19 protein-coding genes are annotated in these 10,057 nt (G+C 68.2%); 2 read left to right on the top strand and 17 right to left on the bottom strand.

Features of this window, described 5'->3' with window-relative positions; all coding sequences use genetic code 11:
* Positions 1-232: 232 nt before the first annotated feature.
* Positions 233-1,393 carry a tyrosine-type recombinase/integrase gene (locus MFF21_RS23415; protein ID WP_238315014.1) on the top strand — a complete coding sequence of 387 codons (1,161 nt, stop codon included), beginning with the start codon at positions 233-235 and terminating at the stop codon, positions 1,391-1,393.
* Here MFF21_RS23415 and MFF21_RS24145 read toward each other — a convergent pair.
* The 13 genes from MFF21_RS24145 to MFF21_RS24140 form a co-directional block, all read right to left on the bottom strand.
* Positions 1,316-1,516, bottom strand: coding sequence for a helix-turn-helix transcriptional regulator (locus MFF21_RS24145; RefSeq protein WP_373325088.1), 201 nt, complete (start codon positions 1,514-1,516; stop codon positions 1,316-1,318). The genes MFF21_RS23415 and MFF21_RS24145 overlap by 78 nt on opposite strands.
* Positions 1,503-1,730 carry a hypothetical protein gene (locus MFF21_RS23410; RefSeq protein WP_238315013.1) on the bottom strand — a complete coding sequence of 76 codons (228 nt, stop codon included), beginning with the start codon at positions 1,728-1,730 and terminating at the stop codon, positions 1,503-1,505. Before MFF21_RS23410 ends, MFF21_RS24145 begins: the two co-directional genes overlap by 14 nt.
* Positions 1,720-2,208, bottom strand: coding sequence for a chalcone isomerase family protein (locus MFF21_RS23405; protein ID WP_238315012.1), 489 nt, complete (start codon positions 2,206-2,208; stop codon positions 1,720-1,722). Before MFF21_RS23405 ends, MFF21_RS23410 begins: the two co-directional genes overlap by 11 nt.
* Positions 2,205-3,206 (bottom strand): DUF551 domain-containing protein, encoded by a 1,002-nt coding sequence (locus tag MFF21_RS23400; RefSeq protein ID WP_238315011.1) that lies wholly within the window; start codon positions 3,204-3,206, stop codon positions 2,205-2,207. The genes MFF21_RS23405 and MFF21_RS23400 overlap by 4 nt, the downstream gene beginning before the upstream one ends.
* Positions 3,207-3,209: 3 nt before the next feature.
* Positions 3,210-3,710: a hypothetical protein gene (locus MFF21_RS23395; RefSeq protein WP_238315010.1), complete on the bottom strand. Its 501-nt coding sequence runs from the start codon at positions 3,708-3,710 to the stop codon at positions 3,210-3,212.
* Positions 3,711-3,713: 3 nt separating this feature from the next.
* Positions 3,714-3,932, bottom strand: coding sequence for a hypothetical protein (locus tag MFF21_RS23390; protein WP_238315009.1), 219 nt, complete (start codon positions 3,930-3,932; stop codon positions 3,714-3,716).
* A gap of 11 nt (positions 3,933-3,943) precedes the next feature.
* Positions 3,944-4,423 carry a hypothetical protein gene (locus tag MFF21_RS23385; RefSeq protein WP_238315008.1) on the bottom strand — a complete coding sequence of 160 codons (480 nt, stop codon included), beginning with the start codon at positions 4,421-4,423 and terminating at the stop codon, positions 3,944-3,946.
* Between the two features lie 5 nt (positions 4,424-4,428).
* Complete coding sequence (locus tag MFF21_RS23380; protein WP_238315007.1) at positions 4,429-4,683, bottom strand: hypothetical protein; 255 nt, start codon at positions 4,681-4,683, stop codon at positions 4,429-4,431.
* Positions 4,680-4,838 (bottom strand): hypothetical protein, encoded by a 159-nt coding sequence (locus MFF21_RS23375; RefSeq protein ID WP_238315006.1) that lies wholly within the window; start codon positions 4,836-4,838, stop codon positions 4,680-4,682. Before MFF21_RS23375 ends, MFF21_RS23380 begins: the two co-directional genes overlap by 4 nt.
* Before the next feature lie 113 nt (positions 4,839-4,951).
* Entirely contained in the window at positions 4,952-5,758 is an 807-nt protein-coding gene (locus MFF21_RS23370) for a hypothetical protein (RefSeq protein ID WP_373325087.1), read from the bottom strand.
* Positions 5,751-6,077, bottom strand: a complete 327-nt coding sequence (locus MFF21_RS23365; protein ID WP_238315004.1) for a hypothetical protein — start codon at positions 6,075-6,077, stop codon at positions 5,751-5,753. The genes MFF21_RS23370 and MFF21_RS23365 overlap by 8 nt, the downstream gene beginning before the upstream one ends.
* A gap of 5 nt (positions 6,078-6,082) precedes the next feature.
* Positions 6,083-6,808 carry a hypothetical protein gene (locus MFF21_RS23360; RefSeq protein ID WP_238315003.1) on the bottom strand — a complete coding sequence of 242 codons (726 nt, stop codon included), beginning with the start codon at positions 6,806-6,808 and terminating at the stop codon, positions 6,083-6,085.
* Positions 6,805-6,969: an HNH endonuclease gene (locus tag MFF21_RS24140; protein ID WP_373325089.1), complete on the bottom strand. Its 165-nt coding sequence runs from the start codon at positions 6,967-6,969 to the stop codon at positions 6,805-6,807. Before MFF21_RS24140 ends, MFF21_RS23360 begins: the two co-directional genes overlap by 4 nt.
* Before the next feature lie 21 nt (positions 6,970-6,990).
* On the opposite strand from MFF21_RS24140, the gene MFF21_RS23355 reads away from it, so the two are divergent.
* Positions 6,991-7,314 (top strand): hypothetical protein, encoded by a 324-nt coding sequence (locus MFF21_RS23355; protein ID WP_238315002.1) that lies wholly within the window; start codon positions 6,991-6,993, stop codon positions 7,312-7,314.
* On the opposite strand, the gene MFF21_RS23350 is transcribed toward MFF21_RS23355, so the two are convergent.
* The 4 genes from MFF21_RS23350 to MFF21_RS23335 are packed head-to-tail and all read right to left on the bottom strand — an operon-like array spanning position 7,284 to position 10,053.
* The gene (locus MFF21_RS23350; RefSeq protein WP_238315001.1) at positions 7,284-7,745 is read right to left on the bottom strand and encodes a helix-turn-helix domain-containing protein; all 462 of its coding nucleotides are present in this window, start codon (positions 7,743-7,745) and stop codon (positions 7,284-7,286) included. The two genes, MFF21_RS23355 and MFF21_RS23350, sit on opposite strands and share 31 nt — an antisense overlap.
* Positions 7,745-7,987, bottom strand: coding sequence for a hypothetical protein (locus MFF21_RS23345; protein ID WP_238315000.1), 243 nt, complete (start codon positions 7,985-7,987; stop codon positions 7,745-7,747). The genes MFF21_RS23350 and MFF21_RS23345 overlap by 1 nt, the downstream gene beginning before the upstream one ends.
* 3 nt (positions 7,988-7,990) lie before the next feature.
* On the bottom strand, positions 7,991-9,085 hold the full coding sequence (locus MFF21_RS23340; RefSeq protein WP_238314999.1) for an AAA family ATPase: 1,095 nt from the start codon (positions 9,083-9,085) through the stop codon (positions 7,991-7,993).
* Positions 9,082-10,053 (bottom strand): PD-(D/E)XK nuclease-like domain-containing protein, encoded by a 972-nt coding sequence (locus tag MFF21_RS23335; RefSeq protein WP_238314998.1) that lies wholly within the window; start codon positions 10,051-10,053, stop codon positions 9,082-9,084. The genes MFF21_RS23340 and MFF21_RS23335 overlap by 4 nt, the downstream gene beginning before the upstream one ends.
* Positions 10,054-10,057 lie beyond the last annotated feature (4 nt).

The following is a 10,057-nucleotide window of genomic DNA, read 5'->3' as shown; positions in this document are numbered from 1 at the left end:
TGGTGGGCGGTGAGGGGCTCGAACCCCCGACCCTCTCCGTGTAAACCAGATGGTCCGTAAATCATAGACCCCAACGGACGCTTACTGGCTTTCCTCCGCCCTTGATATCCCTCGCATTTTTCCTGATACCCTCTCCGCATCGCTCGCCACGCAAGCGGCAGGATAGATCTGCTGCTTACAAGGTGCTTACACGAAGATGCGTCTCACGAACCAGACGGCCTTAGCCCTTAAGGTGCCCGAGGGTAAAGCCTACCTCCTCGTTTTCGATGACGATCTGAAGGGCTTCGGCCTGCGCGCGACGGCCGGCGGCTCGCGGGTCTGGGTGGTGCAATACCGCAACGGCCTGGGCCAGACGAAGCGGGAGACGCTGGGCAAGGTCGGCCTCCTCTCGGCGACCGAGGCGCGACGGGTTGCGGCCGAGCGGCTCGCCCGGGTCCGCCTCGGCGAGGACCTGAGCGCCAAGCGGGAGGAGGAGCGGAAGCGTGCGGCGGTGACGGTCGCCTCGAAGCTCGACGAGTACCTCGACGCGCTGAAGCCGAACGTGCGCGAGAAGGGACTCGGCGAATCCACCTACTATCTCCGGAGGGGCTGGGCACCGCTGCACAAGACCGCGGTCACGGGCGTCACCCGCGCCCAGGTCGCCGAGCGTCTGGTCGAGATCTCGAGGGTCAACGGGCCGCACGCCGCGAACCGCGCGCGCACCACGCTCTCGTCCTTCTACACCTGGCTGATCCAGCAGGGCGTCGCCGAGGCGAACCCGGTCGTCGGGACCCGGAAGCCGATCCGCGAGGAGCGCCGGCAGCGCGTGTTGAGCACGGACGAGCTCAAGGCGATCCTGAAAGCGCTCCCGCAGGGCGATTTCGGCCGGATCGTCCGGCTGCTCCTGCTCACCGCCCAGCGGCGGGACGAGGTCGCCGAGATGCCCTGGGCCGAGGCGGACCTGGCCGGCGGCATCTGGCATCTGCCGGCCGAGCGCACCAAGAACGGGCTGCCGCACGACGTCCCGCTGTCGGCCCCTGCCCTTGCGATCCTGGCCGAGGCGCCGCGGATCGAGGGCCGCGAGCTGGTCTTCGGAAGCGGCTCTGGTGGCTTCCAGGGGTTCAGCCGGGCCAAGGCGAGGCTCGACAAGGACTCGGGTGTGAAGGATTGGCGCCTGCACGACCTGCGCAGGACTGCCGCGACCGGGATGGGCAACATCGGGGTGCTCCCGCACGTCGTCGAGGCGGTGCTCAACCACGTGTCGGGATCCAAGGCCGGGGTCGCCGGCGTCTACAATTATGCCCTCTATAATCCGGAGAAGCGGGCCGCCCTGGACCTATGGGCTGCCCACCTTGCGGCTCTCGATCCAGGCATCGAGCTCGCCCCGGCGGACCCCGAAGCAGCGCTGGCTTAGCCGCAGGAGCGGCGGCCCCTTCCCATCGCGGCAGATCTGGCGGAGCGTCGTGGGCGAAACCCCGAGCTCGCGCGCCACGTCCGGAAATCGGACGACGAAGCGGGCCGGGTCAGCGGTCTGCATTGTTCTTCTCCTTCAGGTCCTGCTCCCGGGCGCGGTTGAGATCAGCCGCCAAACCGGCATCGATCACCGCGTTGGCCGCTCGTGCGCAGAGCAAATCGATTTCGTCGGGGGTGAAGCGGTCGTCGAGCGTCACGGCCTCGTCGAACCGCAAGAGCACGACTTGGCTCCGGATGGCCTCGGCGATCTCCTCCGCCAGCGTGCGCTCACTCGACATCGGATCCTCCCGGCAGGAACGCCAGCAGGGGCGTGAGGCTCTTCTCCTGGTGCGCGATCGCCATGCTCGTGCGCACGGCCTCGCCGAACGTCACGCTGGAGCCCGGCGGCACCGTGTTCGCCAAGAATTCGTCTTCGAACAGGACGATGCCGACCTCGATCGCCTCGAGCTTCGCCTTGATGACGAGGGCGAGCGCGCGCCAGCTCGCCCGGCAAGCCTGCTCCCAGGCGGTCTCGGCGACATTCGCCGCCCGGACCTTCCCCGTCTCCGTGTGGGTGAACTCTCGGCTCTTCGGATCCGGCATCGGCACACGGAAGAGGATGCGGCGGCCGTGCATGGTGAAGGCGACAGCGGCCAGCCCGTCGCTCTCCATGTGCAGAAATTCGTTGGCGCCGTAGCGCCGCACGATGGTGCGGATCTCGGCGATGCTGCGGTCCATCGAGACCGACGTGTCGGCGGCATACCTACGCGACGTCATGGGCTGCCCTCCGCTGTGCGCGAGGGGGCGGGCGGCGCCGGCAGCGGCATCCAGTGGGTGGGAATATCCGCGGAGATAGACCGCGGATCGCGCCAGTCACGATCCGCGTCGCGGGCATCGGACCAGCACCCGCCACCACGGCCTTCTGCATCCCAGCGGTAACCGGTGAGCCGGCGTCCGCACCACAACAGGTCGATCTCGGAGCCGTCCCGCGGCGCCGTCGCTATCGGCTGCCATCCCTGCTCCACCCCCGTTGGGGCAGGCGAGGTCGTGGGGGCGGCGGCGAGCATGGCTCGGTAGCGAAGACGATCTTTCCGCCTGTTTGCGGATCTAGACCCGGAGCGCTCCCATCCCTCCGTGACTTCCTCATGGAAGGACTTCATGGCCTCCCTGGCGGCAGCGAGCATCCTCGGCGTCGGTTCAAGCGGAACCAGCTTCCAGTCTGCGGACCCGGCCCCCAGCACCTTCTCCCCTGGAGAAGCGACCCCGCGCCACTCGTCGCCTGCCCAGGCGGTGAGGATATTGCCGATCACAGAGCGCACATCGCCGTCCAGCGTCTCCGTCGCGGCGTCCCAGCTCACGGAACCAGGGTCGACACCCAAGACAGCGCAGAGCTGCCGCTGCCCGTAGTCGAGGCCGGCGTTCCACCTGTCGTCGGCGCTGGGGTCTTTGCGCCAATCCTCCGCCAGCTTCCCGTCCGTGGGCGCGGGTGGGGCGGCACGCTCCTGCGCCTCTTGGATGCTGTCGGTGATTGACCGGCCTTCTCGGGCCGCTACCGCGCCGCGATAGAACCCCTCCTCGAAGCAAAGCCGAACGATGGCGTCCAGCTTCTCAATGGTTCGTGCGTCGCTGGACATCTTGGCGATCCAGGAGGCGATGTTCGTATCCTGCGCCCAGATCTCGGCCTCAGCATCCAGTGCACGCCAGAGCACAGTGGGGAGGATCGTGACGCGTCCCGACCGATCTCGGGCCTCGGCCGCGGCGTGTTCGGTGGACATGGCTCAGGCTCTCCGCACGAGATGGGACTGACCGTTCTTCCGCGCAGCTCCCTTCCAGTCGGGGATACCCCAGGTCAGGAAGCTCTCGATGGCGTCAGCGGCGGTCGCTGGCTTGATGAGGTGCCAGCAGTCGCCGAATAACTCAGTAACTGGCGGCATGAAGAGGTCGCTGAGGGCCACATTGTTCAAGACATAGTAGTCAGCAGCGGACGTCTGACTGGTAGTCAGCCGGACCCTTGTGTTGTCTAGGACCGAGACTCCTTGCAGGAGCAGGGACAGGTGGCCGCCGATGCAGGCGACACAGCCACAATCGAAGGTCACGTTAGCTTGGCCGGTCGAGATGCTCATGTTGAAGCCCATCTCAGTAGGCTCCCCAGTCTCTGCGTCATCCCATTCTTCCGAGATGACGTGTACGATCTGCGGCTTACGCAGATGCTCCATGATGGCGATGAGGCCGGCGTGTTCCTCGGGCGTGATGTCTAGATCGGCGGGGGACTTGAACATGGCTCAGGCCTCCGTGGTGGTGGTGGCCGGCGCAAGCTCGGCGCCGACGAGGGTGACGCCGTAGAAAGCCGTGCCGACCTGGGTGCGGAGACCCGCAGCTTTCGGCGCAAGCAGGATCTCGACAAGCCGCTGCCCCAAGAGGCCGCACTCGCCGCCCATTTCCTGAATCGCGTCGAAGAGCCTGGAGCTGTCGACCTCGAAGGTGATGCGTTGCTTCGCCATCTCAGGCCTCCTCAGAAGGGCATGTCGTCGCCGAACTCGTCCCGCGGAACCGGGAGAGCGAGGCGCGACGGGCGCTCGTAGGGCTTGTTGGCGGCGAAGGCGGCCTCGCGCGTGCAGGGCGTGAGGCCGTAGAGCGAGGCCGGCGCGTAGTAGTGAGTCTGCCAGCCGTGGGCGGTCGGATCGCCCTTCACCGGCACGTCGATGCGCAGGAGCTTGGCGCCGAAGCGCTCTTCCTCGCGGACGCGCCCGGAATGCCGGCGATGCCCCAGGACCTCGACCAGCATCCATTCCCAGCCGTCGTCGGTCTCGGCGGTTGCCGGTTCGGCGGCGGGCGCGGGCGGCGGCGCAGGCTCGAAGGCATCCGGTGTGCGAGTAATGATCTCGGTCGATTTGATCTCGATAGAGATAAAACCTGCCCCCTGATCTACGACAGGCCCGCAGACCTCGGGATTGTCGCGTATACGCATGTATTCAGTGCGATTTGCGCTCATCGGCTCTACGCCTCCGCGTTGCTGCCGGAGCGACCGGCGGGGGTGGGGGATGGGGAACTGGAGCCCGCAAGCAGAGCGGCGCGCCCGGCCTGCGTCAGGGTGAGCTTGCCGAGCCAGCGCTGGTGGAACGGGTTGGTGCTTGCCCAGCCGCGGGCGCGCAGGATCTCGGCGCGGCGCCACGAGAGATCCCTCGGCACAAGGCATTCGCCGGTGCGGAGCAGGACACGCGGCAGGCGGAAGAGGAGCGTGTTCGCGCTCACCGTCCGCCTCCGATCCTCGGAGCGTTGATTTCCTCCAAAAAATTTGCTGGCCAGACCTCGACCCCGTTTGCCAGGAATCGCCGGAAGCCGTCTCGGCCAGAAAAGTAGCCGGCGTCGCGCAGGGCCTTGAAGGCGGCATAGCGGGCGCCGCTCATGGTTGTCGCCTTAACAACCGGATCGTACGGGCCGGAGCCGAACCCATCGACGCGCACGCTCCACAGACGCGGCAAGCAAAGGATGGGGCGGGTAAGTCTGCGATGCTTTGCACTCACCGTCCGCCTCCCTGTTCTGTCCGGTCAGGGACGGGGGTGTCGTCGATGTTCGATCGGAAGACGCTGAAGCCGATCGCGACGACCCAGGGATTCGTGTCCCATGAGCCTACGCCGTTGATGTGCTCCCAGAGCCTTGCAAAGGCATCGACTGGCGTCGCTCCGAAGTGACGCGCTGGCGTCGGGGCGATCGCCGTGGCGCCATCGACTCCAGCTATCGCTTGGACACCCTCGGCGATGGCGTCCTCCTCGCTGATGTCCTGAAGCCGCTCGACCTTCACGCCCTTGACGATCAGGGTGAGGCGGGAGGACCACCGTGGCATGTGGATGGAGGGGACCTTCTGGCCGCCCGTAAGATCCGGATCATCCGACCGGTAGCCGTTGAGCAGCCACCAGCGGCCGAACGCGTCGGACTCGACTTCGTTATGTGAGACCACCATCGCCCAAGCATCGTCGGCGAGGTAGCGGACGCCATGGTTCCAGGTTTCGTGGCAATCCTCCGCGCGAATGCTCTCGCGGACCCACAGCCGGTCGCCGGTGGACCAAGCCGGCTGCAGCCAGTAATGGTCGCCATCTGCATCGACGGGCCACTGACGCAGGGGCCGACGCGGCGACTGCTCCGGTTCGCTCCAGCGCCACAGCCCAGACGGCACCCACCGATGCTCGACGTTGAGCATTTTGGGCTGCTGGCAAAACGTCGCCCATTCCGGCGGCTGCGGCTTTAGGATCCGCCGGGTCTGAGTCTTCCTGCCTTCGAGCAGGGCCCGCACCATCGGCGCGCTGAAGATCATGGGCCGATCAGCCACGGTCCCCTCCCGTATCGATGTTGGCGGGGCGGGTAGCGACTTCGGCGGCCGGCTCGCCGTAGAGGCGAAGCGCCTTGGCCGCGCGGCTGCCGCCGGAGGCCTTCAGATCGCGGAGCATCTGCTGGTGCTCGGCGTCGCTGGCGGCCTTCACGAGGGTGCATTCGGAGAGGCGACCGATGCCGTCCGGCCAGCCGCACCACGCCAGGTCGTTGGTCGCCGGATCGGCCCAGGCCACCACCCAGGTCTCGCCGGTCGGTGCATGCAAGACGTGATCGCCGGCGCGGAACGTCGGCTGCACGGCGGTGCTATTCTCGGCCATGGCGGTCACTCGGCTGCCTGGGGGATGGGAAACTTGCGCCCGGCAGTGCGGGCCATGGCCAGCAGAAGGTCGCGGAAGGGCTCCGGCGTGGCCTCGCGGATGCGGGTCTTGTGCTTGCCGCCGATCATCGCGGCCATGCCGATCCGACGGGCCTTCGTGTAGCCGTGACGCTCCAGGGCGATCGGATGCAGGCGCTGCTCGCCCGGGCCCCATCTCAGGGACGGCAGCTCCACGTCGAACGCGTAGAGCCATGTCGGTTTGCGTGAGAAATGTCCGTAGTGCCCCTGCTCGACATGGCAGGTCCAGCCACCCAGGAAATCGGCGGGAACCCAGCCGCCAGCGCGCGGCGGTCTGAACAGGTCGAAGAAGTCCGGTCCCCACGCGCGGCTGTCTGCCGGGTGCTCAAGCACGCCACCCCAGCGGCGGACAGCGGCGAGCGCTGCAGCGAAGCATCCGCCGTCATCACCGAGCTGATGCTGATGCGGCTTGCGGGTCGAGCCGTGCCAGAACCGGCCCCAGCGCTGGCAGGGCGGATGCGCTACCAGCGGATACGGGCCGGCATAACCGCGCGCGTCGCGTTCTTCGCCCCAGGTCTCGACGCCGTCCAAGCCGGCATAGCAGCCGGCCGGATCGACGAAGAGGGCTGCGACCCCAATGGCGGCCCGGATGCCCTCGGAGGCGCCGCCGCCTCCCGCGGAGCTATCTATTATGATTGGTCGGTCTGCGATCATCGGCCTAACCTTGCAGAGCGAGCGCGACGTCGAGCCTCTTCACTTCCGAAACCTGCGGCCTGAACTTCAGCAGCATGCTCAAGCGCATGCTCGGCTCGCGTCAGCGCGACTAGGTTTTCAAGAGCGTCGTTCAGCGGGTTCCGGTCGCGGTGGTGAACCACGCAACCTTTCGGAACCGAGCCATGAGCCGCCTCAAACACGACGAGAGCGCGCTCTCGCCATTTGCTTGGCTCAGCGATCTTCACGAACGCTCGGCACGCTCCGTTCCGCGTGCGGAACGTAACGGCGCCCACCGCCAACCTGTTGTGTGCAGGCTGACCGGGCTTGAACTCAGTGTCAGGGCTGAGACGCTGTCCAGGAACGATCTCGGTCGCCGGCGAATGGCGTCGGCCCGCCCGAAAGCGCCCCGCCTCGCGATGTACGATGCGGTCGTTCTCGGTGCCGCGAGCAGTACGGTCGATGACGAGCGGGCGCATCAGGCGGCGCTCACCTGCTTGGCGGCCTGATAGATCGAAGCAAGGCGGTCCGCCTCAATGGCGGCATCGAAGCGCTCGCAGGCCTCCGGCGTCATCCGCCAGCCGCGCCCCCACGATGTGTCGATCGTGATCCGGGCCTGCGCCAGCATCAGCTTGCGGCGGATCTTACAGATGAAGACGTCGATGATTTTCTGATCGGGCGCATCCTCCCAGGTGCCGTAGAGCGTGAGCATCGCCCGCTCGCGATGAAGCACGTGGCCGTTGAGGCCGCGCAGCGCGCGGAGCAGCGTCTCCTCCTTGCGGCTTAGCCGCCACGCGGCCGGCAGGACGACGGTCGGAGCCAGAGCTTCTTGAAGCTGCCGAACCGTTTCGATGAGCGTGTCGCGCTCCTCCAAGAGGGCAATGACCTGCTGGTGCGTGAGATGGTGGCCGCCGTCCGGCCTGAGGGCATGGGCGTTCATCAGGCGGTGCCTTCGCAGCGGATGGTGGACAGGGGCGACGCATCGGCGTCGGCGGGCTGGGGCGTCGGGACGAGCGCCACCACCTCGGCCGCGAATTCTTCGGCGAGCGGCTTCGGGAGGACGATCCCGATGGCCACGTCGCCCTGGGCGTCATGCAGCCTCACGATGAGGCTGCCGCATTTGCACCGGGGATCTCCGCAGCCGTTGACGCTGATGCCGTAGGCGGCGAGAGGCAGGGCCATGGCTCAGGCCCCCTCGTGCACGCGGTCGGTGAAGCCCGGGAAGCCGTCGTCGTCGGCCGCATCGGCATCGTCCGCGGTCCGCTGCAGCTCAGCCAGGATCGGGGCGAGCGCGCGGTCGGCCCGCTCTTCCAGGCCGTCCCGGAACCTGGAGAGCGCCGCCGATCCCTTCGCAGCCTCCGCCCGGGCCGCCGCGAAGAGGCGGTCCCGATTGCTGGGCTGCCGGGTCTCGGGCTGGGTCGCTGTCGTCGTGTCGGCACCGCCGCGCGCCCACGCCGCCAGGGCGCGGCCGACAGCCTCGTCGAGCGGCCGGTCGAGCGGCACGCACGGCCGATGCTGCTCCTGCAGCTTGATCGGGATGGGCACGCCCGGCGCCGACGGGGCCAGCACGAAGGACGTCGTCAACTCGAAGGGCAGGCGCTTCTCGACGATCGGCACCCAGCGCTCGGCCGGGGGCAGGTCCTTGGCCTGGGTGATGACCGTCTTGCGGAAGGTCCGGCCGTTCCGCCCCCCCTCCTCGACGCTCTCCATACGCATCTTCTCGTCGGCGCGCATGCAGATCACGATGTGCGCCCGGCACTGGAGCAGGCGCGAGACGAGGCGCTTGTGCCGGGTTTTCGGGTCGCGCCAGGCGCCGATCGACGCCTTGTCCCGGGCGGACGCCTCGTCGAAGCGCCAGTTCTTCTCCTCGGCCTGCTTGCGGGCACGGTCGACGGCGTCGTCGACCAGCCGGTCGTGCATATCCTGGAGACCGCCATCGCCGTCCCAGGAATGGCTAAAGCTGTCGATCACGATGACTTCGAAGCCGGCCTCGTCGGCAGCGGCGATCGCGGCGATGTAGGCTTCCGGAGTGAAGGGCGGCCGCATGTCGCCGTGCCGGAAGGCGAAGCGATCCGGCCCGGGTTGCTCGCCGGGCGCCGGGGCGTAGTGCTTGCCGCGCCCGCCTTCGGTGTCGATGAAGGCGATCCGGCTGTCGTCGCCGCCGGCGAGACCGCGGGCGACCTTGAGGGCGGAGAGGGTCTTGCCGCTGCCGGACGCACCGGCAAGCCCGATGAGGAGGCCGACGCGATCGCGCACGGCCGGTGCGAAGGCGAACGTCACGCGACGTCTCCCATGTCGAGGGGGCGGAACGGGCTGCTGGAGAGGCTCCAGTCGACGTCGCGGACGGTCGGGTCGGTCTCCTCGCGTTCGAGCCAGCGCTTGACCGCCCATTCGGGGTAGTCCGCTCGGATGATCGCGCCCGGGTAGCCGGGCCAGTTCCCGGTCTGCATGCCCTCGCGCCAGCGGTGGAGCGCGAGCGCGATCTTGCGGCGGCCGATCTCCAGGCCCGGCCCGTCGGCCTGGGCCACGGTGACGGCGTTCGGCGGGTCGTTCTCGCCGAAGATCCAGCGGAAGGTGATCCGGCCGCCGAGTTGCGGCCAGAGCAGGCCGATGACGTGCGTGTAGAAGGCGGCCTGCACCTCCATCGCCATGCCCTCGATGCGCCGGCCGATGTCCTGGGGCGCCGCCGACTGGTCGGAGGTCTTCACGTCGTAGATCACGGCGCTCCCGAGCCGGTGCTCGAAGGCGTCCATCATGATCCGGTACCAGGAGCCGGAGCGGTCGCGGGCGATGGCAACAAGCTCGGTGTCCGCGTCGGCGAAACCGCCGCAGTCCGGGATCTGCACGATCTGGCTGCGGATCCGGCCGGCGAGCGCCTCGGCCTTGTCGAGGTCGGGCCGGAGGATCGGCGCGTCGCCGCGGATGTAGGCGGCCGTCCGCTCGGCCCGGGCGTCGGCCTTCTTCCAATCGTCGGCCTCGACGACGACGAGGTCCCGGCCGTGGCCGAGGATCAGCTTGTGGACCGCGGTGCCGATCTCCTTCGGCCGGGTCGGGTCCGATTCCTCGACCGTGCCGCCCAGCCGCGGATGGGCGACGAAGGCGTGCTGGGCGCTCTGCGCGACCAGGATCTTCGCCACCGAAGACGAGAGGCTCGGCTCCGGGCAGGGATCGGCGTGGTAGACGGCCGCCGGCATCCGGTAGAGGCCCGGGCCCGGCACGCGGCCGGAGGTGTGCTCGATGATCTCCATGGGG

Source organism: Methylobacterium organophilum (genome assembly GCF_022179465.1).
GTDB classification, from domain to species: domain Bacteria; phylum Pseudomonadota; class Alphaproteobacteria; order Rhizobiales; family Beijerinckiaceae; genus Methylobacterium; species Methylobacterium organophilum.
This window is presented reverse-complemented; position numbering and strand designations above follow the sequence as displayed.